General features: G+C 58.8%; 18 protein-coding genes and 1 pseudogene. 13 read left to right on the top strand and 6 right to left on the bottom strand.

Going from position 1 to position 23,201, the window contains the following annotated elements; all coding sequences use genetic code 11:
* Positions 1 to 26 precede the first annotated feature (26 nt).
* From DYI20_RS03725 to DYI20_RS03710, 6 genes and pseudogenes are all read left to right on the top strand, one after another.
* Positions 27 to 1,022 (top strand): M56 family metallopeptidase, encoded by a 996-nt coding sequence (locus DYI20_RS03725; protein WP_110100464.1) that lies wholly within the window; start codon positions 27 to 29, stop codon positions 1,020 to 1,022.
* Between the two features lie 165 nt (positions 1,023 to 1,187).
* Positions 1,188 to 1,925 (top strand): annotated as a pseudogene (locus DYI20_RS03720) (3-oxoacyl-ACP synthase III); the annotation flags it as partial.
* Positions 1,926 to 1,968: 43 nt separating this feature from the next.
* Positions 1,969 to 2,586, top strand: coding sequence for an alpha/beta fold hydrolase (locus DYI20_RS12845; RefSeq protein WP_334228380.1), 618 nt, complete (start codon positions 1,969 to 1,971; stop codon positions 2,584 to 2,586).
* Positions 2,571 to 4,463, top strand: a complete 1,893-nt coding sequence (locus DYI20_RS03715) for an alpha/beta fold hydrolase (RefSeq protein ID WP_334228381.1) — start codon at positions 2,571 to 2,573, stop codon at positions 4,461 to 4,463. The genes DYI20_RS12845 and DYI20_RS03715 overlap by 16 nt, the downstream gene beginning before the upstream one ends.
* Positions 4,464 to 4,471: 8 nt before the next feature.
* Positions 4,472 to 4,633 carry a hypothetical protein gene (locus DYI20_RS12840; protein WP_334228382.1) on the top strand — a complete coding sequence of 54 codons (162 nt, stop codon included), beginning with the start codon at positions 4,472 to 4,474 and terminating at the stop codon, positions 4,631 to 4,633.
* Positions 4,630 to 5,646 carry an NAD-dependent epimerase/dehydratase family protein gene (locus tag DYI20_RS03710; protein WP_110100463.1) on the top strand — a complete coding sequence of 339 codons (1,017 nt, stop codon included), beginning with the start codon at positions 4,630 to 4,632 and terminating at the stop codon, positions 5,644 to 5,646. Before DYI20_RS12840 ends, DYI20_RS03710 begins: the two co-directional genes overlap by 4 nt.
* On the opposite strand, the gene DYI20_RS03705 is transcribed toward DYI20_RS03710, so the two are convergent.
* Positions 5,643 to 7,748 carry a DNA gyrase/topoisomerase IV subunit B gene (locus tag DYI20_RS03705; protein ID WP_122548886.1) on the bottom strand — a complete coding sequence of 702 codons (2,106 nt, stop codon included), beginning with the start codon at positions 7,746 to 7,748 and terminating at the stop codon, positions 5,643 to 5,645. The genes DYI20_RS03710 and DYI20_RS03705 overlap by 4 nt on opposite strands.
* 354 nt (positions 7,749 to 8,102) lie before the next feature.
* Between DYI20_RS03705 and DYI20_RS03700 the strand changes: the two genes are divergently transcribed.
* Positions 8,103 to 8,321 carry a DUF7455 domain-containing protein gene (locus DYI20_RS03700; protein WP_110099352.1) on the top strand — a complete coding sequence of 73 codons (219 nt, stop codon included), beginning with the start codon at positions 8,103 to 8,105 and terminating at the stop codon, positions 8,319 to 8,321.
* A 105-nt stretch (positions 8,322 to 8,426) separates the two neighbouring features.
* On the opposite strand, the gene DYI20_RS03695 is transcribed toward DYI20_RS03700, so the two are convergent.
* The 3 genes from DYI20_RS03695 to DYI20_RS03685 form a co-directional block, all read right to left on the bottom strand.
* A complete protein-coding gene (locus DYI20_RS03695; protein ID WP_110099351.1) occupies positions 8,427 to 9,923 on the bottom strand; it encodes an RNA polymerase sigma factor in 1,497 nt (498 codons plus the stop codon).
* A gap of 316 nt (positions 9,924 to 10,239) precedes the next feature.
* On the bottom strand, positions 10,240 to 11,517 hold the full coding sequence (locus DYI20_RS03690) for a DUF4192 family protein (RefSeq protein ID WP_122548885.1): 1,278 nt from the start codon (positions 11,515 to 11,517) through the stop codon (positions 10,240 to 10,242).
* 114 nt (positions 11,518 to 11,631) lie between these two features.
* Positions 11,632 to 12,693, bottom strand: coding sequence for a proteasome assembly chaperone family protein (locus DYI20_RS03685; RefSeq protein ID WP_110100460.1), 1,062 nt, complete (start codon positions 12,691 to 12,693; stop codon positions 11,632 to 11,634).
* A gap of 244 nt (positions 12,694 to 12,937) precedes the next feature.
* On the opposite strand from DYI20_RS03685, the gene DYI20_RS03680 reads away from it, so the two are divergent.
* The 4 genes from DYI20_RS03680 to DYI20_RS03665 all read left to right on the top strand — a co-directional run bounded on the left by DYI20_RS03680 (position 12,938) and on the right by DYI20_RS03665 (position 18,470).
* The gene (locus DYI20_RS03680) at positions 12,938 to 14,563 is read left to right on the top strand and encodes a leucyl aminopeptidase (protein ID WP_243857323.1); all 1,626 of its coding nucleotides are present in this window, start codon (positions 12,938 to 12,940) and stop codon (positions 14,561 to 14,563) included.
* A gap of 226 nt (positions 14,564 to 14,789) precedes the next feature.
* Positions 14,790 to 16,163: a dihydrolipoyl dehydrogenase gene (gene lpdA / locus DYI20_RS03675; protein ID WP_110100459.1), complete on the top strand. Its 1,374-nt coding sequence runs from the start codon at positions 14,790 to 14,792 to the stop codon at positions 16,161 to 16,163.
* A gap of 139 nt (positions 16,164 to 16,302) precedes the next feature.
* Complete coding sequence (gene sucB, locus DYI20_RS03670; RefSeq protein ID WP_110100458.1) at positions 16,303 to 18,102, top strand: 2-oxoglutarate dehydrogenase, E2 component, dihydrolipoamide succinyltransferase; 1,800 nt, start codon at positions 16,303 to 16,305, stop codon at positions 18,100 to 18,102.
* A 20-nt stretch (positions 18,103 to 18,122) separates the two neighbouring features.
* Positions 18,123 to 18,470: a hypothetical protein gene (locus DYI20_RS03665; RefSeq protein WP_110099346.1), complete on the top strand. Its 348-nt coding sequence runs from the start codon at positions 18,123 to 18,125 to the stop codon at positions 18,468 to 18,470.
* A 91-nt stretch (positions 18,471 to 18,561) separates the two neighbouring features.
* Here DYI20_RS03665 and DYI20_RS03660 read toward each other — a convergent pair whose 3' ends face one another.
* The gene (locus DYI20_RS03660; RefSeq protein WP_110100457.1) at positions 18,562 to 20,013 is read right to left on the bottom strand and encodes a serine/threonine protein kinase; all 1,452 of its coding nucleotides are present in this window, start codon (positions 20,011 to 20,013) and stop codon (positions 18,562 to 18,564) included.
* Positions 20,014 to 20,159: 146 nt separating this feature from the next.
* On the opposite strand from DYI20_RS03660, the gene DYI20_RS03655 reads away from it, so the two are divergent.
* On the top strand, positions 20,160 to 20,948 hold the full coding sequence (locus DYI20_RS03655; RefSeq protein ID WP_110099344.1) for a DUF4191 domain-containing protein: 789 nt from the start codon (positions 20,160 to 20,162) through the stop codon (positions 20,946 to 20,948).
* Positions 20,949 to 20,978: 30 nt separating this feature from the next.
* Here the strand turns inward: DYI20_RS03655 and DYI20_RS03650 are convergent, their stop codons facing one another.
* Entirely contained in the window at positions 20,979 to 21,455 is a 477-nt protein-coding gene (locus DYI20_RS03650; protein ID WP_110100456.1) for an RDD family protein, read from the bottom strand.
* Positions 21,456 to 21,645: 190 nt separating this feature from the next.
* Here DYI20_RS03650 and glnA point away from each other — a divergent pair, with 190 nt between their 5' ends.
* On the top strand, positions 21,646 to 23,070 hold the full coding sequence (gene glnA, locus DYI20_RS03645; RefSeq protein WP_110100455.1) for a type I glutamate--ammonia ligase: 1,425 nt from the start codon (positions 21,646 to 21,648) through the stop codon (positions 23,068 to 23,070).
* Positions 23,071 to 23,201 lie beyond the last annotated feature (131 nt).

Below are 23,201 nucleotides of genomic sequence, written 5' to 3'. Positions count from 1 at the left end.
TCGTCGCATTCTCGACCCACGTTGTTATGGCCCCCATTCTTCTCGCCCTCGTGGCCGTGCTATTGGCCTGGCCCGTACCTGTGCTTCTGGGGCGCGCCCAGTGGCCTGCTCGCGCTCCCGTGGCAGCGATGATTTTATGGCAAGCGGTGGGGCTCGGTGGCGGTCTAGCCCTGATTTCAGCACCCTTGCTCTATGCAGTCCGCAAATTCGGCTCCGGGCTCATCCCTGCCGGGACAGAAATATTCGAGGCGATCACCAACCACGGTTTATTCGCTCTCCACCTCGACCCACGCTGGGGTGGGCTAGAGATCGTGGCTGGAACCCTGGCAGTCGCCATCGGCGTACATCTGGTGCTGAGCCTGGTGTACTCCGCATGGCGAACCACCCTGGAGCGTCGTCGCCACCGCGAGACGGTGCAGTTACTCTCCGAAGTCATCCACGACCCCACGGCCTCTGAGACCCTGACCCCATACCAACGCAATTCCGGTGGCGTCACCACTTTGTTGCTCCCCTCCGAGCACCCGCTGGCCTACTGCATTCCCGCACTGTCCGGCTCGTATACCGTGATCTCTCAGGGATTGATGGAGCGACTAACCGAGGCCGAATTGTCAGCGGTGATCGAACATGAAAAGGCCCATTTGCGTCAGCGTCACGACCTATTGCGGGTGGGGTTTGAGGCCTGGCACCGGGCGGCATCCTGGCTGGTCGCCACCGAGACCTCACGGATTGCGGTGACCACGCTCACCGAGATGCTTGCCGATGATGCAGCTCTGGCGCGCATCGATCGCGCGACCTTAATCCGGTCTATGGCCATGGTTGCCAGCCACGACTCCCCACATACCATCGCCAAACCCCTCTCCTCGGACCAGCCGGCCGACCGCACTACCTCGGTAACCGCGGTACGACTCAAACGGCTCCTCTCCAGCCGCCCCCCTCTACCCGGTTGGCAACAAGCCCTGATCATCACCCTGGCAGCCTGCCTGTTGATTGTCCCGGCAGCCCTGACGCTGTGCGGGGTGTAAGAAAACTAACAGGCTTTCATTAAGGCCAAATGCCGTCAACTTCTTCGTGACCGATAGAGTAAGAAGACATGGCTAGGCGAGCGGTCGTCGCGAACCCTATCATCGCGATTGCCCCAGACCTGGTTCCGCGAAACTGAAGTCTCCGCGTCATCGTGCCCTACCCCAGACCAGGTGGGGCTTTTGATCAACACCTCGGTCATCCGCACCCACCTGGAACCAGCGGTGTCCGTGGTGGTTCACGACAAAATGGGACTGCCGAGCTCGGCCATGAACTTTGACATCACCAACGCCTGCCTGGGATTTGTCAACGGGATGGGGTTGGCCGCGACCATGATTGATTCAGGACAAGTGGACTAGGTGGTGGTCGTTGCCGGAGAAGATGCTTCCAAGGTACACGAAGCCACCAACCGCGATGCCTTCCTCTCCCAATTCGCCACCCTGACCCTGGGATCAGGGGCCGCCGCTGCGGTTATTGGGCCGAGCGACCGTCACCCCGAGGGGCACCGCATCCTGCACAGCGTCACCCGGGCAGGTACCGAGTTCAACCATTTGTGCGCCGGAGACCATAAGGGCATGAGCACCGACTCCGCGGCTCTGCTAGCCAATGGTCTCGACCTGGTCATGGCTGCCTGGAACGACGCCGACCCGGCATGGAAGTGGTCCGAGGCCGACCGCTACATCACCCACCAGGTCTCCTCCCAGCACACCAACGCCATTATTCAGGCCGCCGGGATTGACCCAGACAAGATCCCGGTCACGTTCCCGGATTTGGGCAATATCGGACCCGCCGCGCTACCGGTGACCTTGGCCCGGGAAAAAGACATGCTGAGCCCCGGCGATTCTGTGTTGTGCATGGGTGTTGGCTCCGGACTCAACGTGGCCATGCTCGATCTGCAGTGGTAATAGCCCCACCCGGTCCACACCCTCGAGAAAGAAGAGTGTTGCTGTGATTGTGACTCGTGCCGCCCATCAACCCGACTCCGAGACCATGCAGACCGAGCTTCCCGGTTTCCGTCCAGAGTTTTCTCACCTGGTCACTCTCGCACGAGCAGAACATCCCGCCGGCTTCCACGTCATGGACACCGGCCCGGCTCTCGAAGCCCAGGGACTGACCCCCCACGCCACCATCGTGGCCGTACACGGCAACCCCACCTGGTCGTATCTGTGGCGCGCATTGCTCAACACCACCTACGACCGGGCCGTCTCCGACCCACAACGATACCCAGTCATCCGGGTGATCGCCCCCGACCAGCGGGACATGGGACTCTCCGACCGGTTAGCCCACCGGCGACTGCCTCGTCACAGCGGCAATGGTGGCGACTACCTGGCCCTGGAGGATCGGATCACCGATCTGCAGGAATTGCTCACAGTTCTCATCCCGGAAGCTGAGCACCCGGTCTTCACCCTCGGCCACGACTGGGGCGGGGTCATCTCCTTGGGCGCTGCTCTGCGAGCGCATCAGGCTGGATCCCATCACCTCGCCGGGCTGATGACACTGAACACGGCCGTGCACCAGTCCGAGGACGATCCCCTTCCTGCTCCCCTGCGGTGCGCGATCCACTGAACCTGCCTTACCGGCGCCAAGCCGACCGTGGCGGTGTGGGCGGGTTCGTCGCCGACATCCCCACTGATGCCACCCACCGCAGTGCTCCTGCGCTCCGCCGAGTGGCCACAGCACTCAGCGAGACCTCGTTACCGGCCCTGATCATCTGGGGTGCTACAGATCCGGTATTCCAGGATCGCTACCTCAACGATTTGCGCCAACGCCTGCCTCAAGCCGATGTGCACCGAGTGGAAACCGGCGGGCACCTGATCGTCGAAGACGTCGACTACGCCGCTATCGTCCTGGAATGGGTCTCCCAACAACTCTCCGCCGACGACAACTCTCCTACCGTCAACACCACCGCCACCATCACACACAGTGGTCACTCTGCCAACCAACCCCGCCCCGCCGGCTCAGCCCACGAGGTGCCCTACCAGCCACTGTGGGAGTTCCTGTACCGTGGCGAAGACTCCGCAGCTGCGGCCCTGGTGGATATGTCGGTCAGCGACCGCGGAAAACCCTTCACCGTTTCCTGGGCTCAGCTTTCCCAGCTCGTGGCCGCCATAGCCCAGGGGCTGTGGGATCTTGGACTGCGCCCCGGGGACCGGGTCTGCATCCTGGTTCCTCCCGGACGTGATCTGACCGCGGGACTTTACGCACTGTTGCGCATCGGCGGTGTCGCGGTAATTGCCGATCAAGGGCTGGGGATCACCGGTATGACCCGAGCTGTTCGTAGCGCCAACCCGGACTGGATTATTGGTGAAACCCCCGGACTGATCCTGGCTCGCGCCCAGGGATGGCCAGGCCGTCGCATCTCGGTGTCCACCCTGTCCACTCCGCTGGCTGGCGTACTGGGCGTCGAAGACTCGCTCTATGGTATGGCACTGCGCGAGAAAACCACTACCCGGCTTTCAGCCCTACAGGCTCCCACCCCGGACCCCGAGAGTCTGGCCGCCATCCTGTTCACCTCCGGCTCCACCGGGCCGGCCAAGGGTGTGCGCTACACCCACACCGGGCTCTCCCACCTCACCCAGCTGTTGCGCGATACCTTCGGCGTCACTCCCGGCGCCTCGCTTTTGGCTGGGTTCGCGCCCTTCGCGCTGCTGGGCCCGGCCATTGGTGCGACCTCGGTCACCCCGCGCATGTCGGTCACCAAACCGGCAACCCTGACCGCCTCTGCTCTGGCCGATGCGGCCATTGCCGGTCAGTCCACGATCGCCTTTGGTTCCCCGGCGGCATTGCGCAATGTGGCAGCAACCGCCCGGGAACTCTCCCGTGCCCAGCGCGAAGCACTGGCCGGGATTACCATGATGCTCTCGGCCGGGGCTCCGGTGTCCCAGGACCTAGTCAGAGATATTCAGGTGTTGATGCCACAAGCCGAGATCCACTCCCCGTATGGCATGACCGAGCCGCTGGCAACCCCGGTGTACTGGTGGGCACCCCGGCCGGTGAAGTCCGCCTTACCATGGCCCCGCTGGATGACCATGGTATCCCGGCCGAAACACTGTATAACCCCGAGGATTCGGTGGACCAGCTGGGCGAAATCGTGGTGTCGGCCTCCCATATGCGCCAAGGCTATGACGCACTGTGGTACATCACCGCTCAAGCCTCCCACGATCAGCTCGACGGGTTACGCTGGCACCGCACCGGCGATATCGGGCACCTGGATGCGCACGGCCGACTCTGGATCGAAGGACGCACCCACCACGTCATCTCCACCCCGGCTGGACCCCTGGGTCCGGTGCACATCGAAGAAAACGTCGCCGCATTACCAGAGGTATACCGGGCTGCAGCTGTCGGACACGGACCGGCCGGCACCCAAGCGCTGGTGGTCATTATCGAACCCGAGCGTGAGGTCACTGGCCCAATCAAGCCTGGACTGGCTCCCACCCAACTGACGGCAACCGTGCGCAGCGCGGTCACCACACCGGGAGATGTTCCGGTCGCCGCCGTATTGGTAGTCGACAGCATCCCGGTGGATACCCGCCATAACTCCAAGATTGACCGCTCCCGGTTGGCCCGCTGGGCCGATCGAGTCCTCACCGGAGGAAAGGTTGGCAAGCCATGAATCGTTTCGCCGTTGCTCTGCCCAATCTCAGCACGCGTCATGTCCTGGTCACCGGAGCCTCGGGACTGCTGGGTTCCGGTGTCGCATCCGCGCTGGTCGCTGCCGGCGCACAGCTAACCACGTTGCAGCGTCGCCGAAGCGGGATCGCCGGCGCTTACGACGTGCTGGGATCGATCACCGACCCGGAACTGGTTGCCCGCGCGGTCCAGGGTGTAGACACCATCATCCACGTAGCCGCCAAGGTTTCTGTTTCGGGTCCGGCCGAAGCGTACCGTAACGTCAACATTCAGGGCACGGGCAACCTGCTAGATGCTGCACACCGGGCGGGAACGGTGAACCGCTGGATTCACATATCCTCTCCCTCGGTCGCTCACGCCGGTCGCTCTCTGGTGGGTACCACCGCCCAACCGGCCGACCCCGACCAGGCACGCGGGCACTACGCCGCAACCAAAGCAGCCGGTGAGCGCCTGGTCCTTGCAGCTGACCGCGAAGACTTCCGTGTGCTGGTGCTTCGCCCCCATCTGATGTGGGGCCCTGGTGATACCCAGCTGACCGAACGCATCACCGATCGCGCCCGCAGCCACCGTATGCCCATCCTGGGTTCCGGTGCCCCACCGATCGACACGCTGTTTATCGACAACGCTATCTCGGCGGTGCTCGCAGCCGTGTCAGCTATCGAAAACCACCACGGTGAAGCCCTGGTCGTCACCAACGGGGAACCCCGTCCGGTCGGTGAACTGATTCGTCAGATTGCCATCGCCGGTGGCGCTGTAGAACCCACCTTGCGATTACCGGCCGGGCTGGCCACCGTCGCTGGAGCCGTGATTGAAAAGATCTGGGACCTCACCGGAGAACATGACGATGAGCCCCCACTGACCCGGTTTCTCGCCGAACAGCTCTCCACCGCCCACTGGTTCGACCAGCGTCGTACCCGTGAGGTTTTGGCCTGGAAACCCGAGATCAGCATTGACCGCGGGCTAGAACTCACCGCCGAGTATTACGGTAACCGCTAGGCATCAATCTGTTCCCGGTTGAGCTCTTGTGCCCCAGAGATAATGAAATCCTTGCGCGGGGCCACATGGGACCCCATCAGTAGCTCAAAGATCTCTTCGGCCGCCTCAAATTCGGAAATATTCACCCGCCGCAGCGTGCGGTAGCGCGGATCCATCGTGGTTTCTGAGAGCTGGTCGGCATCCATCTCGCCCAGACCCTTATACCGCTGAATTGGCTCCTTATACTTCCGGCCATCGGCTTCCAGCGAGCCCAGCAGGTTTTTGAGCTCTTGTTCGGAATAGGTGTACATGACCTCGTTCTCCTTCGAGCCAGAGTTGATAATTTCAACCCGGTGCAACGGTGGAACAGCGGCGTAAATCCGGCCGGCTTCCACCATCGGGCGCATGTAGCGGAAGAATAAGGTCAACAGCAAGGTGCGAATATGAGCCCCGTCCACGTCAGCATCGGTCATCAAAATCACCTTGCCGTAGCGGGCCGCGTTCAAATCAAAGGACCGCCCCGAGCCACCGCCGACCACTTGAATCAGCGCTGAACACTCAGCATTGGAGAGCATATCCCCCACTGAGGCCTTTTGAACATTGAGAATTTTGCCACGAATCGGAAACAGGGCCTGGAACTCCGAGGAACGAGCCATTTTCGCCGTCCCCAGCGCTGAGTCACCCTCAACAATGAACAATTCTGACCCGATGGCGTCATTGGTGCGGCAGTCGGCCAGCTTGGCCGGCATGGTCGAGGTTTCTAGTGCGTTCTTGCGCCGCTGATTTTCTTTATGAGTTCGGGCAGATACGCGAGATTTCATCTCCGCGACGATCTTTTCCAACAGCTGGGTGGTCTGTTGTTTGTCCTGGCGTTTCGTGGACTTCAGAATGGCACCCAGTTGCTCGGTGACCACCTTATTGACGATTTGTTTGGCAGCCGGAGTACCCAGCACCTCTTTGGTTTGACCTTCGAATTGCGGTTCGGCCAGACGCACGGTGAGCACCGCGGTGAGTCCCGCCAGGATATCGTCGCGCTCGATTTTGTCCTGACCGGGCTTCAGTTTCCGGGAATTGGCCTGAATCGCTTTCCGGAACACCTTCGTCATAGCTTGTTCAAAACCGGAGAGGTGAGTACCGCCCTTCGGGGTAGCAATGATATTCACGAAAGTTTTCACCCGAGTGTCGTACCCAATGTCCCAACGCAGAGCGACATCCACATCGCAATCACGGTCCACATCCTGCATTTGGGCATGTCCCTCCTCGTCGAGAACCGGCACGCGTTCGGTAAAGGACCCTGATCCCTGCAACCGCCAAATATCGGTAACCGGATTCAGTGTAGAGAGGTGGTCGACGAATTCCGAGATACCCCCGTCGTATTGGAAGACCTGTTCGTGGGGCCCCTCGGCTCCGGCAGTACCCGGCAACCGACGCAAATCTCGGATCGTAATCCTCAGGCCGGGCACCAGATATGCGGTCTGACGGGCACGGTCTTCAAGTTCTTGGTACTGGAAGGTGGCATCCGGGGTGAAAATCTGTTCATCGGCCCAATAGCGCACCTTCGTACCGGTGTGTCCGCGCTTCGCCTTGCCCACCACGGGGATATCTCCGGCTTCTGTTTTCGGACTAAACGGCGCCTCGGGGCTGGGAACCCGATGATCTTCAAAGGTCCCTGGCTTCCCGCGCTGGAACGACATCTGGTAAGTCTTGCCACCACGAAAAACGTGCACGTCCAGACGAGAGCTCAGCGCGTTAACGACTGACGCGCCCACACCGTGGAGGCCACCGGCGGCGTTATAGGAACCACTACCAAATTTTCCGCCGGCGTGGAGCTTTGTAAACACCACTTCGACACCAGACAAGCCGGTACGGGGCTCGAGGTCGACAGGAATACCGCGTCCGTGGTCTTCAACCTCCACACTGCCATCGGCATCCAACGTGATGGTGATGGACTGCCCGTAGCCGGCCAGAGCTTCGTCCACGGAGTTATCGATGATCTCCCAGAGACAGTGCATCAGCCCCCGGGAATCGGTAGAGCCAATATACATGCCCGGCCGCTTACGAACCGCCTCAAGTCCTTCGAGTACGGAAAGCTGATGGGCATTGTATTCACTGTTTCGAGACACGGAATCCGCTGACCTTTCATCTGCTGAGTGATGGGCGCTTAAGAGCTTGGATTTTCTCTCCTGTTGACACTAGCCGTTTTTTGTCTCGCCGGAAGTATTTTGGCGTTCCAGCACATGTTCTTGGTTCGCCTTTCGCTTAAGCTCTGACAGAAACGCGACCATGTCCGGAAATCAATGCAATCATTGGTCAGGTCCAGCACCCGTTCGATGGCGTTTCGCCCACGGCGTTGTCCACTCAGGGGTGTGCCGGGACTAAAAGGCGAGATGCTTGTGTTGAACTTGTCAAAGACAGCATGTACCTGCGAGGGTGGTACCAACCGCCCAACTTCGCTTGGACCACACAGAGGAGGCCCAATGTCCACAGCAACAACAGTTGAGTCACCGACCTTGACCGGTGCCGATCGTTGCGATCGGTGCGGCGCACAGGCCTACGTTCGGGCAGTTCTCGCCTCCGGTGGCGTGTTGTTGTTCTGCGCTCACCATGCGCGCCAGGTCGAGGACCAGTTGCGTCCTCAAACCAGCACCTGGCACGATGAGACCCAGCGTCTGCACGAAGGTGCCAGTAGCGAATAAGACTCCAACGCACAAACAGCAACAGCGGGGCGGTTCTCCCCAGATCATGAGAACCGCCCCGCTGTTATCTGCTCAGACCTGCTGTCTCAGGCGACGGCAGAGTTCTTACTCGAGATAATCGCGCAGAACCTGCGACCGAGATGGGTGGCGCAATTTCGACATCGTCTTGGATTCAATCTGGCGGATGCGTTCGCGGGTCACGCTGTAGACCCGACCGATCTCGTCCAACGTCTTGGGCTGTCCATCGGTGAGACCAAAGCGCATCGCCACCACGCCAGCTTCTCGCTCAGACAGGGTGTCCAACACCGAGTGCAGTTGTTCTTGCAACAACGTGAAAGACACCGCGTCAGAAGGAACAACTGCTTCGGAGTCCTCAATCAAGTCACCAAACTCAGAGTCTCCATCTTCGCCCAGTGGAGTGTGCAAGGAGATCGGTTCGCGACCGTACTTTTGAACCTCGACCACCTTTTCGGGCGTCATATCGAGCTCGGCGGCCAATTCTTCCGGTGTGGGCTCCCGACCCAGGTCCTGGAGCATCTGGCGCTGTACGCGAGCCAACTTGTTGATGACTTCGACCATGTGCACCGGAATACGAATCGTGCGGGCTTGATCTGCCATCGCGCGAGTGATCGCCTGGCGGATCCACCAGGTGGCGTATGTCGAGAACTTGAAGCCCTTGGTGTAGTCGAACTTCTCGACCGCACGGATCAGACCGAGGTTGCCTTCCTGAATCAGGTCCAGGAACAACATGCCACGACCGGTGTAGCGCTTAGCCAGCGACACCACCAAACGCAGGTTTGCTTCTAGCAGGTGGTTCTTCGCCCGACGTCCATCAGCGATCACCAATTGCATGTCTCGGCGCATGCGCGGGTCATCGTAGGTCTCTTTCTGCATCTTGTGCTCAGCGTAGAGACCTGCCTCGACACGCAACGCAAGGTCTACCTCCTGTTCTGCATTCAACAGCGCGACCTTACCGATTTGCTTCAGATAGTCCTTGACCGGATCGGCGGTGGCACCAGTGACGTTTACGCGCTGAGCCGGGGCATCATCTTCCGCATCAGACACCACGAAGCCGGAGGACGAACTATCATTGTCGTCTTTGCTCGGCGAGACCTTCTGCCCCTTAAACGCATCCACGACTCCCCGGTCGTTCTTGGTCTCCGGCTCTTGGTCTTCAACCAGATCATCGAGATCTACCGGAGTATCGTCTTCACCTTCGACCTCGATATCATCGGCCTCATCCTCGGCGAAGTCATCGGTGTCCTCATCCAATAAGGTATCGTCAACCTCTTCGTCGTCGACCACCGGCTCGGTCTCGGCCTGAGTTGCCTTCTTACCGGAAGCCTTCTTCGCGGTGGTTTTCTTCCCCGCAGTCGACTTCTTGCTCGTCGATTTGGCCGTTGATTTAGCACCAGACTTACCGGTGGACGAAGTACCCGTCGTCTTCTTCTTGGACGAGCTCTTCTTCGTCCGAGTCGTCGAGGCCTTGGCCGTGGAGGCCTTCGTTGTCGAGGCCTTCGTCGTGGTCTTCTTTCGTGTCGAAGACTTCGATGCCGCGCTTTCTGGGTCGACAGCGTCGATCTTTACGGTACTGTCAGTCACTCGATACCTTTCCTACGGGTCAATCCCGTTCAACAGACAGTGGTCTACACACCTATGACCCTGTCAAGTCTGCGTTGCAATGGACAGAATCTCGCTGTTCTTTCGCATCGGAAAGCCAACCGGTTCTGTCCCGCAGAAACAGGGTCCATAGCAGGTGCAACGATCACAGTCGAGGTCTTATTCCCTAAACCGGGCAAAAAGTTCTTCGCTTTTCACCCAGCAGACGTCATCGTCGAACTAGGCACTCATTATTACATGTTTTTCGCTGGTCTTTTGCACCATGACAGCGAACACAGTCCTGCCCAGAAGATGAACATCAGGTACGACCGCTGGAAGACCATGCCCGCTGGGCATCTTTGGCCCAATCACAGACCATTCCACGGTCCAGAGTCTTGCCCAGTAGGTTCAACAGTTCATATCCGTCTCCCCCGGCATGTTGTAGCTGGCGGTGGTAATTGGCTGCAATGCTCCCTCGGCCTCTCACCCACTCGATATAGACAAGGTAAATCCCTAAAACAAGGACTTCCGGACCGTCGTAGATACTCATTGCATACCGTGCACAATCTTCAAACCGCTGGATCCGGGTCCAGTCTGCCACGGTGTCCGAAGCACCGATAAATGCTTGACTGAACTGTGTGCCACTGGTTGCTGTGGGGATCACGTCGAACTCATCGGCATAGCCTTGAGGGATCAGGCCCAGGTGGATGGCTCCCGCCAAGGCAGGCTCAAGACCAAAACAGGCGATATTGAGCACCATGTCACGGTAACGGTCTTCGCCCAGCCCACGGACGAGATCACACCATTCAGTAGATTCCAGCGACTGCGGTAGGGTCTCGCCAGACAGCAGGCGGTCCCACGCCTGAAGGTCCGCGTATAAGGCACGAATTTGCTCGGGCGTGTTTGCCTCAGCGACCTGATGGCGCTGTGTGGGGTCCATTGCTGGCCACGTTTCAAGTTGTTCGGCCAGTCGTTGGGTATTAAACGGCAACACCAAATCGTTCGGGCCTCGGGGTGTGTCAACACCGTCGGCGCGCATTGAGAGGTCTAAGAAACTGTTTTCGGTCGCGTCCAACGTCGCACCCTGGACGGGGCATTCGGCTCCGTGCGCGCAGTCCAGGTGCCATACTCGGTGTGGGCTGAGCACCCAAACTTCTTGAGCCGGTAATTGGTGGTGGCGCAAATGCTCTTGCAGGTTTGCAGCAAAGCGTCGGTATCCAGCTAGCCGGTCGACCGGACCGGGATCGCCCACCGTGTCATCTTCGGATTGCAAGAGCATAAAGCAACCGTCGGCCTTTGGATCGGTGCGCAGGGTTGTCGCCACGCGATCGAAGAATCCGGTGGAAATAGGGAATTCGTCCTCACCGACGGGGTCATCTAGCGCTGGCAGATCGACACGCAGTACGGCGCGGAAGCTGGACCCGCAGGTGCTAATTAACACGCAACTTCGTTGGGGGACGAATCCCAACGTATTCTGCACGAAGGCCAGGACATCTTCTTCAGTTCTGGCGAGAAACTGTCGTGGTCCTTGCGACCGGACTGGTGGTGTTGAGTCGGTGGTTCCAAGGGCTACTGAATGCTGATTATTTTCTGTCATGTACCCAGCATCAGCCCATCATCGGAGACGACACTATCCAGCGAGATGAACTGTGGACGGTTCCAGCGCAGGACCGACATTGTGGAGAACCAGCCCGACTTAGTGCTTGGGGATCTAGCGCCCGTCCGAGTCCTGAGGGTTGTCTCCGTCAGTTTCCGAACCCGACTCCGCGCCATTGGATTCTTCGGCCGACTCGTCCTCGTCGTGTGCAGTTGAGCTCAACCCGAGTCGCTCGGCGTTATGCTGCGACTGGGTATTAAGGAAGTCCTCGGCTTGAGCACCAATCTCTTCGCCGTCGGGAATGTGCTGGTTCGGCGGCAGAAGCAAAGAACGCGGCTGTTCCTGGTCTTCGGTATACCGGTCGAACTGAGCTTCCAGGGCCGCAACCATGTGTGAAATCTGGGGGGAGTTCTCGGTTTGTTGGGCCAGTTGCCGATCAACCTGACGTCCTGCTTCACGCAACTCATCGGTGGGCACCACGATGCCCATCGCCGCTGAAAGGTATTCCAGTCCGGCCACGGCCGCCTGCGGGTAGGTTGCATCGGCCAGATAATGTGGCACGTGCAGGGTGAACCCGGTGACCTTTCGGCCGTTCTCGGTGAGCTTGACCTCGAGTAATTGCGACATACCGGCCAACATCTGGGCCTGAGGAGACCAGGTGGACAGTCCTTCGAGTAATTCCTCCCGGCTACCGTGCGTGGTCACGCCCAAGGGACGAGTGTGTGGAACCGGAAGCGGAATAGCGTCCACTATCGCGACCTGTGACAGGTCCAGTTCGCGCACGATGGACATGACCGCATCGGAGAAACGTTCCCACTGGTAGTCCGGCTCAGGGCCGGACAGTACCAAAAACGGCTGGTCCATTTCATCGGTAAAGACATCCAGTGAGATTTCTGGACGCTGATAGTCGGTGAATTTTTCCCCGTCAAAGGTAATATGGGGGCGTTGAGCCCGGTAATCAATGAGCTGATCAGTATCAAAGGTGATCAGTTGCTCGTGATTGAGCCGGTTGAACAAAAGGTACCGGATCTGTTCGGTAAGGTGCCCGGCATCCAGATGACCACCGAAAAGCAGTAGTAGCTTGGTTCCTCGCAACGGTGAGGGATCGTCCTCGGACCCGGTCATGAGGTCACGACCGGCGGGACTGAACTGGATTAGGTGATGCGGATCCTGCATCCAGAAGCCTCCTCACGTCCTGGAATATCAAGTGTTCTGTCGATTCTATCGATCTTGTGCACTATAACTGTGTTCCCTACCCGATCTATTCCAACCTCCCTTTAATTCCATCCTCCCTTGACCGGGTCAGGCAGCTCTTTACTCGTCTGCGCTCTGAGAGGAACCCTTCACGTTACGCCCCTGTGACGGGCGACAAGATAGCGGTGACTGTCTAGGATTAACTGCGTTGTCATTGTAAAGATGTATGAATCACCGGGAAGTGATGTCGTTGACTGAAATCACCGAACTCATGAGCAAGTTCTGCGCCGAACCGCACCTGCGTTATGCCACCGTTGCACCGGAAGCCGATCTGGTGATCTACGGGGTCGCCGTCGGAGAAGAATCCGGAACATTGGTGGCCTCCGACGCCCCGGAGAGTCTCCATCGCCTGCTGAGTGATTTCCACGTCACCGGTGCTGCCGAGAAGGTTCTGGTCTTCCCCGCTCCAGAAGATGTTGCCGCCCGCAAGATCGCCTTCGTTGGCTTAGGCTCGGCCAAACCAGCCCCGCAGGGCACGCCGGTCCCCGATCAGCGCACACCGGATACTCTGGGACCCGAAAGCTACCGTCGCGCCGCCGGTGCTGCGGTTCGCCACCTGTTGGACCAGCACCCGGTGTCCACCGTGGTGTTTGAGATGGGCGCTGATTCGCCCGAGCTGCTCCAGGCCGTTGCCGAAGGTGCTGCCATTGCAAGCTACCGGTTCACCGCCTTTTCAACGCGTACCAGCAACGACGAGACTCCGCACGATGCGACCGGGCAGCGACAGGATCGCTTGGTCGCTGACGAATTCGTGATCCGCACCGCAGTGGAGGAAGAACAAGCCGAACGTATTGTGACTGAGGCGTCTCAGATCAGTCGTGGTGTGCACACCGTGATGAACCTGGTCAATACTCCAGCCTCGGTGCTCTACCCCGAGTCTTTCGCCGAGTTCGTCACCCAGCTGGTCTCCGATCAGCCACAGATCAGGTGCGAGATCTGGGATGAACAACAACTCCACGCCGAAGGGTGCGGTGGCATTCTGGGTATCGGTCAGGGATCGGCCCACCCGCCCCGGCTAGTCAGGCTCTCCTATCAGCCCGCCACGGACTCGCACGTCCAGCCGACTCACGTTGCCCTGGTGGGCAAAGGCATCACCTTCGACACCGGAGGGATTTCGCTCAAGCCCGCCAATTCTATGCTGACCATGAAAACCGATATGACCGGAGCTGCCACCGTGGCCGCGGTGATCAACACGGTGGCGGCACTGAACCTGCCGATCAAGGTCACCGGCTGGCTGGCCATGGCCGAAAACATGCCCTCCAGCACGGCCGTCAAGCCCTCCGATATCGTGACCATCCGTAACGGAAAGACCGTGGAAATCATGAACACCGACGCCGAAGGTCGCGTCGTGATGGCCGATGCGCTGGTAGCCGCCACCGAAGAAGCCCCCGCTGCTGTAATTGACATTGCCACTCTCACCGGCGCTCAAATGGTGGCCTTGGGGCAACGAACCACCGGCGTCATGGGGCACGACCAGGTCCGCACCCAGCTGGTCGAGGCCGCCCAACGGGCCGGAGAGCTGATCTGGCCGATGCCGATACCAGAGAACCAGCGGGAGTCCTTGGATTCACGCGTGGCTGATATCTCTAATATGGGCTCGAAGTTTGGCGGAATGCTCACCGCCGCGGCGTTCCTTCGAGACTTCGTCGGCGAGACCCCCTGGGCACACCTGGATATCGCCGGCCCCAGTTTCAACGAAGAGGCACCCTTTGGCTACACGCCCAAAGATGCCACCGGAGTCATGCTTCGAACCCTGGTGGAATACCTGCGCCAGAACGCTCAGCAGAGCTAAACATTCGAAGACAGCCCCGAAAACAGCGCTCCAAGATCAGCTGTGACGAGTTTTACACCGCAGTCGTTAATACCGCAGACAATGTGTGGCAACAGCCTGGTTGTCAGCGATAAGCTGGTTATCAAAGGCATCGAGGATCAGTGTGCGGTCCTGCACGGTGCACCGCTGACGAAAAGTCGATATTTGTCGAGCCAAACAGGCTTGACCTAGATGAGGAGAACTCAACGTGACCGAAAACGCCACAGAATTCGACGTCCTAATCCTCGGCGGTGGCTCCGCCGGTTATGGTGCCGCTCTACGAGCAGTGCAGCACGGATTCAGCGTAGGTCTGATCGAAAAAGAGAAACTCGGTGGGACGTGCTTGCACTTTGGTTGCATCCCGACCAAGGCATACCTGCACGCTGCAGAGGTAGCCGATGAAGCACGCGGCGGTTCCAAGATCGGTGTCAACTCCAACCTGGAGTCCATCGACATGTCCAAGGTCCGTGACTACAAGGACAAAATCGTCTCCGGCAAGTTCAAGGGTCTACAGGGCCTGATGAAGATGCGCAAGATCACGGTGATTGAGGGCGAAGGCAAGCTGGTGTCCGAGTCCGAAATTGAGGTCGATGGTACCCGCTACCGGGGCGAGAACATCATCCTGGCATCCGGTTCCTACTCCAAGACCATGGGCCTGCCGATCGGCAACAAGATTATGACCAGCTTCGAGGCCTTACAGCTGGACTATTTGCCCAAGTCAGCGATCGTGCTCGGTGGCGGTGTCATCGGTTCTGAGTTCGCCTCCGCCTGGAATTCCTTCGGCATTGAGGTGACCATCATCGAAGGCCTGGACCACTTGGTCCCCAACGAGGATCCGGCCATCATCAAGGTCCTAGAGCGTGAGTTCAAGTCCAAGGGCATCAAGTCCAACCTGGGGACCTTCTTCGACAAGGTCGAAGAAACTGACAACGGTGTCAAGGTCACCCTGGTGGACGGTAAAGAATTTGAAGCCGAAGTCTGCTTGGTCGCGGTGGGCCGTGGACCCAACACTGAAGGTTTGGGCTATGAAGAGGTCGGTATCCCGATGGACCGTGGCTTCGTGACCCCCAATGAACGTTTGCACACCGGCGTGGGCAACATCTACGCCATCGGTGACATCGTCCCGGGCAAGCAACTGGCCCACCGTGGTTACCAGCAGGGTATTTTCGTGGCCGAAGAAATCGCTGGCAACAACCCGATGGTCGTTCCCGATGAACGGATCCCTGCAGTGACCTTCACCAACCCCGAGATCGTCTCGGTTGGTTTGACCCAGCCCAAGGCTGAAGAGCGCTTCGGTAAAGACAACGTGGAAGTCGCCGAGTACAACCTGGCCGGTAACGGTAAGTCCTCGATCCTGGGTACGAAGGGTTTGATTAAGCTGGTGCGCCAGAAGCACGGCCCGATTGTTGGAGTCTTCGGCGTTGGTGCCCGCATTTCCGAGCAGGTCGGTGAAGCCCAGTTGATCGTCAACTGGGAAGCCTACCCTGAGGATGTGGCTTCGCTGGTGCACGCTCACCCGACGCAGAACGAATCGCTGGGTGAAGCAGCCATGATGCTGTTCGGTCACCCCCTGCACGCCTAATCATCCACCCCACCGGGTGGCTGGCAGGCACCGACCGTCGTCCACCCTTGAACCACCGACAACTACTGATCTGCAGCGAAGACATCAGCACATCATTGGCCCAAGATCAGTGGGAAATTGAGAGAGGAAACGGGACACCATGTCAGAAACCGTGAACCTGCCCGAGCTGGGCGAGTCCGTGACCGAAGGAACGGTAACGCGTTGGCTCAAAGAAATTGGCGACACCGTCGAAGTCGACGAACCCATTGTGGAAGTCTCCACCGATAAGGTCGACACCGAAATTCCCTCCCCAGTGGCCGGAACCCTGGTCGAGATTTTGGTTGACGAGGACGAGACCGTTGAGGTTGGTCAGGCTTTAGCCCAGATTGGCGATGCCGATGAAGCCAGCGGTTCTTCCTCCAACGACGAGGGCGCCGCAGACGAAACTGAAGAGAAACCTGAAGATCAACAGCAGGAAGAGCAACCGGAGGAGTCCGGTGACGACTCCGCTGACCAGCAGGCTCCGGCTGCTTCCTCCGGCGGTTCCGGCGAGGGCGAAGAGGTAACCCTGCCAGAACTCGGCGAATCGGTCACCGAAGGTACCGTGACTCGCTGGCTGAAAGACATCGGCGACACCGTCGAGGTGGACGAAGCTCTGTTGGAGATCTCCACCGATAAGGTCGACACGGAGATCCCCTCCCCAGTCGCCGGTACTCTATTAGAGATCAAGGTCAACGAAGACGATATTGCCGAGGTCGGTGATGTCCTGGCTATCGTGGGCTCCGGCGATGCCACCGAGTCCCCCTCCGAGACGCCGTCAGACGACTCGTCCACCCACGAGACCGCAGACGAACAAGCTGATGAGGAGCCGGCACCGGCCGAGCCACAGGATCAGGGCGAAGCCGAGGCCAAGACCGAAGACACCCAGAGCGCAGAACCCGCTGAACAACCGGCTACACCGGCTTCTGATGCGGAATCCGACACTGCGACTCAGAGTAGCGGTGGCTACGTCACCCCGCTGGTACGTCGTCTGGCCCGTGAGTCCGGTGTGAACCTCAATGATGTGACCGGTACCGGTGTGGGTGGTCGGATCCGTCGTCAAGACGTGCTCACTGCCGCTGAAGCTCAGAAGTACGAAGAGAAGCAGGCTCAGAAGTCTTCCTCGGCAACGACACCATCTCAGGCTCCTGCACAATCCTCTCCTCCGGAGCCGAAGTCCTCGGTCGATCCGTCCAAGCGTGGTTCCACCGAGAAGGCTTCGCGCACCCGCCAGGTGATTGCCCAGCGCATGACGGATTCCCTGCACACCACTGCCCAGCTCACCCAGGTTCACGAGGTCGATTTGACCCGTATCGTCGCCCTGCGCAATGCCGCCAAGGAACAGTTCCAGGCCCAGCACGGTGTCAAGCTGACCTACCTGGCCTTCATTACTCTGGCAACTGCGGAGGCACTGCGTGCTCACCCGGTCATCAACGCCGAGTACAACTCCGAGTCCAAGGAAATCACCTACCACGATTCCGAGGACATCGGCATCGCCGTTGATACCGAAAAGGGTCTGCTGGTGCCGGTTATCAAGGGCGCTGGCAACCTGAACCTCTCCGGCATCGCCTCCCAGATCGCTGAGCTGGCTGAGAAGTCCCGGACCGGCAAGATCTCGCCAGATCTACTCTCAGGTGGTACCTTCTCGATCACCAATTTAGGGTCCTTCGGCGCCCTGTTCGACACCCCGGTGCTCAACGCGCCGCAGTCGGCCATCTTGGGTCCGGGGAACATCGTCAAGCGACCAATGATCGTTCCGGATGCTGAAGGTAACGACAGCATTGCGATCCGCGACATGATGTATCTGTCCTTGACCTACGACCACCAGATCATCGATGGTGCCGACGCAGGTCGTTTCATGACCACGTTGAAGAACCGCCTTGAAAATGCGGAATTCGGCGCTGAGCTTGGTCTGAACTAAAGGAGCTTGACCCCACCATTATGGAAATTGTTCGTCTCATTTTTCTTGCAATTCACTTGCTCGGTTTCGCAGCGGTGGTCGGTGGATGGTTCGCGCATTTCAAGCGACCGACGGTAACCAAGTCGCAGTTCTGGGGCGCCATCGTGATTGTGCTGTCCGGACTAGTACTCTTTGGATTGGCCGAAATGATGGGCGAACCAAACCGCATCAAGCTCACTATCAAGTTGGTGCTGGGCATTACGGTGCTGGTGGTTGCCTGGGTGGGCCAACGCAAGGTCAATAAGGGTGAGCTGGTCCCCACTGGCATTGCCCACGCGACCGGCGGGACCGCGCTCATTACCGCTTTAGTAGCTGTGCTATGGCAGTAATACCCTAAGCAGATCATCCCCAACGTTTCGGGGCCACCGTCAATTCCTGCCAGGAGGATCCTGACGGTGGCCCCGAAGCCTGTGTGCGCCGTTAGTGCTCATGGACCCGGCTTATTTTCCATTCCTGGTCATACTGCAACGTGACCACGAGATCAGCGTGTGACTCTTGTACCGACGCCCTGACCACGCCGTGAGCACCTTCGTCCGTCACCTCCTGTTGCGGCCACCCCCACTGGACGGGAATACGCACTGTCGTATCATCCAGGATCTCAACCTCGCCAGTGCGTTGTCCGCGCATTGAAAAGTCCTCCAAGTTCAATCCCTGCTCCGCCAAGCCCTCAATCATTTCTCGATCGTGAACCGCCACCTCAGATTCCCCGACCGCATAACGATCCACCATGTCCGGATCGGTGGTACGAAACGCCGCTGAGCGTTGTTGCACAATCTGTTCCAACCGCTCATCCAAACGTTCCGGATCCATGTGGTCGGTGACCGAGACAGTGTCCTGTGTGGCCCTGGCTGGTTCTTGAGACTCTGCCGTCAACGACGGCGACCCGCTAATCAGCGCTAAACCAACCGCCATGGCACCCGCTCCAGCGATGAATCGTCGTTGGGCCCGTTGCCGAAGGCCACGACGCGTTTTCGGTAACCTTCTTCGGGCGGGGCGTCGGGGGCGGTTTTTCTTCTCCGACGGTGGTTCCGACAATTTGGTGGGAAGTAAGATCCTCAAGTCTGCAGCCACAATCGAATGCAACTCCAGCGCCCTGGGCTCGCCCCAATGCACGGCAGCTTCCAGACAATGACGCATAGTGGGGCGTTGTGTCGGATCATCGTCCAGACACGCCTCCAGAACATCTACCACGTGTTCATCAATGTTGGGCACCAAGGACGGGAGCGGAGCGCGCACGTATGTTTTGCCCGGCACTCGTCCGGTCAGAAGATACCAGCACAGCGCCGCCCAGCTATACACGTCCGTCGCCGATGTCACGGCTGACGCCTTAGCGTGCTGTTCTGGTGCTGCAAAACCGTGCACCGGTTGGCCCGGTCCTGCATCCGTGAGATAGGGCGCCCCGTTGAGGTCAAAAACCACCTCGGCCGGGCCCAACCCGCCATGACTGAGCCCTTGTCGGTGTAGTTCAGATAAAGCCTGAGCAACCGGGATGACAATGGTCAAACATTGCTCGAGTTCCAGCGGACCCATGGTGTTGACGAGTTTAGCGGCATGAGAACCTCGCATCAGTTGCCAGCATCCCACCTGTGGCGCCGAATCGTCGCGGAGCTCGACGGCGCCAATCAGTGGCACCACGTGCGGATGGCTAAACCGTTGGGCCCGGTCGATAATCTGTGAGTGTCTCTCCTCCCCTACCTGCCCGAGGTCTGGAATTTTTAGCACGGCGGGCGCATCTCGTGAGCTAAATCCCGGGGGACGAAACCGCCAGAGGTTAAAGCGTTCGCCGGTGCAATACAGCTCGCCGACCTCACCCGAGAGCGGCTGTGGAGGCTGAGGTAGTGCGTCGGAGGTGTGCGATGAGGGATAGGTCATCAAATAATCCTGGGCTCGTAACAACGCGGTGTGCGATGCGGGTGTGCGAGGACAAAGGTGACAATGTCTGCCCCTGATTCTGCCGGAATCGCTCCCCTCACGGGGTGAGTTATCCACAGATAACTTTCGGTAGTATAGGTGTCATTATGGCCTCAGATAATTCTTCTCCCACTAAAGATCTCAAGACTGTCAAAGCCGAGCAGAAAGAGCGTCGGCGACAGCAGAGAGCCGAAGCGAAGGCGAACAAGAAGAGCCGCAAAAAGAACCAGGACGGTTTTTTCAAACGTATTGGGCGAGTCTTTAAAGACACCAAAGAATACGATCCCGCCGTGGTGTGGTGGATGCTACTTGGTTTTGCGGTGCCGATTCTGATCGGTGTCATCCTTGCCGGTCTCACCGGCAACTGGGTGACGTGGATCTTGATTGCTATCCCGTTCGGTTTGCTGACCGCCTTGATTATCATGAACCGGCGGGCTGAACGCGCGGCTTTTGCGCGCATCGACGGACGTCCTGGTGCTACGGGCGCGGCTTTGTCAACGTTAGGCCGCGGCTGGGTGGTACCCCAGGAGCCGGTCGCCATGAACGCTAAGTCTCAGGAAGCGGTGTACCGTGCCACCGGGAAAGCTGGTGTGGTCCTGGTGGCTGAGGGCTCGTATAACAAGGCCCGTCAGCTGGCTGAAAAAGAGCGTCGCCACATGAGCCGTTATTTGCCTAATGTCGAGATCCGTATTCTGCAGGTCGGTCATGGAAAGAATGAAGTGTCACTACACCAGCTGAGAAAGACCATCAAACGGATGAAAAAAACCCTCAATAAGCACGAAGTTCGGGCCATTGAGAACCGTCTGGCGTCCTTGCCTAGTAATAAGCTCCCGATTCCTAAGGGTGTGGATCCTTTCAAATCCCGTCCAGATCGTCGGGCGATGCGAGGGCGCTAAAGCCCCGGAGCTCGAGCGTGGATACACTAACTAGGCGGTGATCACGACCGTTTTGGCGAGCAGATCGTGGACTCCACGCTGGTCCTTGTCCATCACGATCGCCGGGATAAACAGGCCCAGGAGTAGCGCACGAATTGCTGCCTGCCATAGTCCCACGGAGGCCCCGCCAACGCGAACCACCTGAATGCGGAATAGGGCTTTGCCGATGGTAGCTCCCAACAGTCCTACCAACAGCCAGTGCATCATCACGAAAAACAGCAGGGGAAGCCAGGGCTGATCACTGCCAACAAGCCAAGCCAATCCTACGGAGATAAACCAGTCGCTAAACAGTGCTCCGACACGGCGTCCCAGCGAGGCAACCGAGCTCGGCCCGGTTCTGGGGAGCCCTAATCGTTCACCGGGGTAGGTATCTTGCTCTCCCGGGGGACCTTCCACCCAGGAAGCAAGATCTTTCCGGGTGATCAACGGGTCCTCGGCGTTGTCTTCGCGACGGTGTTCTGCGGACATAAGACAACTCTATCGGTTCGGTCTTGTCATCCTCAGTGTGTGGCAGGCACGGCTCCGCCTGACCAAGACCCTTTCTCCGTTGCGCTATTGCAGAAATTCCCGACGGCTTTCCCCCGATCAAAGCGCGCTTTCTGTAGGGTTAATGCCATCGCGGAAAGTCTGCATCGCGGAAACTATGACAGGAGTAAGAATGTTCTCCACCTCAGAAGAAATTCTCGCCTATCTCAAAGACGAGGATGTGGCCTTTGTTGATGTGCGGTTCACCGACCTCTTCGGTGGAATGCACCACTTCAACCTGCCGGCCAAGGCTGTCGACAACGACTTTTTTGAAAGTGGCCAGCTCTTCGACGGCTCGTCGATTCCCGGCTTCGCCACCATCGCAGAGTCCGATATGCAACTGATTCCCGATGTGACCACCGCGTTTATCGATCCCTTCCGGGAGCAGAAGACTCTGGCGATGTTCTTCTCTATCATTAATCCCCGCACCGGGGAGCCCTACCACCGGGATCCCCGCGGTGTGGCCACGCGAGCAGAGGATTATTTAGCCTCCACCGGTATCGCCGACACTGCCAGTTTCGCCTCTGAAGCCGAGTTCTACCTGCTGGATGGCGTCCGTTACGAGAATCAGGCACATAAATCGTTCTTCGAAATTGATGCTGAAGAAGCCTGGTGGAACACCGGTCGTGAAGAGCCCGGTGGCAACCTAGGACACAAGACTCCGTCCGGTGGTGGCTACTTCCCGGTCTCCCCGATTGACCAAATCGCCGATGTGCGTGATGAAATCTGCTTACTTTTGGAACAGGTTGGGCTCGAAGTCGAGCGCTCTCATCACGAGGTGGGCTCGCCCGGGCAGGCCGAGATCAATTTCCGCTTCGATTCTTTGTTGCACTCGGCCGATAAGGCTCAGGTGTTCAAGTATGTCGTGAAAAACACCGCCTTGTTGTTCGGCAAAACCGCGACCTTTATGCCCAAGCCGGTCTACGGTGATGGCGGTTCAGGCATGCACTGCCACCAGTCCCTGTGGCAGGACGGAGAACCGCTGTTCTACGACGAAAAGGGCTACGCTTCACTGTCTGATCTGGCCCGCTGGTACATCGGCGGACTGCTGGAGCACTCCTCAGCCATTATGGCCTTCACCAACCCGACGGTGAACTCCTATAAGCGTCTGGTCAAAGGTCACGAAGCACCGATCAACATGCTCTACTCGCAGGGCAATCGCTCGGCAGCTATCCGCATTCCGATTACCGGGACCAACCCCAAAGCCAAGCGACTGGAGTTCCGTGCGCCGGATCCCTCCCAGAACCCCTATCTCGCTTTTGCAGCTCAGCTGATGGCCGGTCTGGACGGAATTCGTAATCGCATCGAGCCACCGGAGCCGGTGGATAAGGACCTCTACGAGTTGCCTCCGGAGGAAGCCGCCGATGTGAAGCAGGCGCCACGCACTCTGGAAGAAGCGATCGACGCTCTGGAAGAGGACCACGAATTCCTCCTGGCCGGTGATGTGTTCAGCGAAGACCTGATCAGCACCTGGATTGACTATAAGCGTGAGTACGAAATCAATGTGTTGCGCGCCTACGTTTCGCCGAAGGAATTCGAGCTCTACTACTCGATCTAGCACCTACGCCATCAAGGACGGCTTCGACCTTCTACCTGGCGACTCAGGTAAGTGCAACGGTGCTGGTGGGGATCACAGTGATCCCCACCAGCACCGTCGGTTAATACCGTGGTGAATCTGACACGCGTCGT

Origin of the sequence: Auritidibacter ignavus, from assembly GCF_003703835.1 — a bacterium.
Lineage (GTDB): Bacteria > Actinomycetota > Actinomycetes > Actinomycetales > Micrococcaceae > Auritidibacter > Auritidibacter ignavus.
The sequence above is the reverse complement of the archived record's forward strand: the minus strand, read 5'-3'. Positions and strand labels throughout refer to the sequence as shown.

Coding starts and splice junctions, on each gene's coding strand:
- DYI20_RS03725 (WP_110100464.1), top strand. CDS start 27: ATGGCCCCCATTCTTCTCGCCCTCGTGGCCGTGCTATTGGCCTGGCCC.
- DYI20_RS03710 (WP_110100463.1), top strand. CDS start 4,630: ATGAATCGTTTCGCCGTTGCTCTGCCCAATCTCAGCACGCGTCATGTC.
- DYI20_RS03700 (WP_110099352.1), top strand. CDS start 8,103: ATGTCCACAGCAACAACAGTTGAGTCACCGACCTTGACCGGTGCCGAT.
- DYI20_RS03690 (WP_122548885.1), bottom strand. CDS start 11,517: ATGACAGAAAATAATCAGCATTCAGTAGCCCTTGGAACCACCGACTCA.
- DYI20_RS03685 (WP_110100460.1), bottom strand. CDS start 12,693: ATGCAGGATCCGCATCACCTAATCCAGTTCAGTCCCGCCGGTCGTGAC.
- DYI20_RS03680 (WP_243857323.1), top strand. CDS start 12,938: ATGAATCACCGGGAAGTGATGTCGTTGACTGAAATCACCGAACTCATG.
- sucB (WP_110100458.1), top strand. CDS start 16,303: ATGTCAGAAACCGTGAACCTGCCCGAGCTGGGCGAGTCCGTGACCGAA.
- DYI20_RS03665 (WP_110099346.1), top strand. CDS start 18,123: ATGGAAATTGTTCGTCTCATTTTTCTTGCAATTCACTTGCTCGGTTTC.
- DYI20_RS03660 (WP_110100457.1), bottom strand. CDS start 20,013: ATGACCTATCCCTCATCGCACACCTCCGACGCACTACCTCAGCCTCCA.
- DYI20_RS03655 (WP_110099344.1), top strand. CDS start 20,160: ATGGCCTCAGATAATTCTTCTCCCACTAAAGATCTCAAGACTGTCAAA.
- DYI20_RS03650 (WP_110100456.1), bottom strand. CDS start 21,455: ATGTCCGCAGAACACCGTCGCGAAGACAACGCCGAGGACCCGTTGATC.
- glnA (WP_110100455.1), top strand. CDS start 21,646: ATGTTCTCCACCTCAGAAGAAATTCTCGCCTATCTCAAAGACGAGGAT.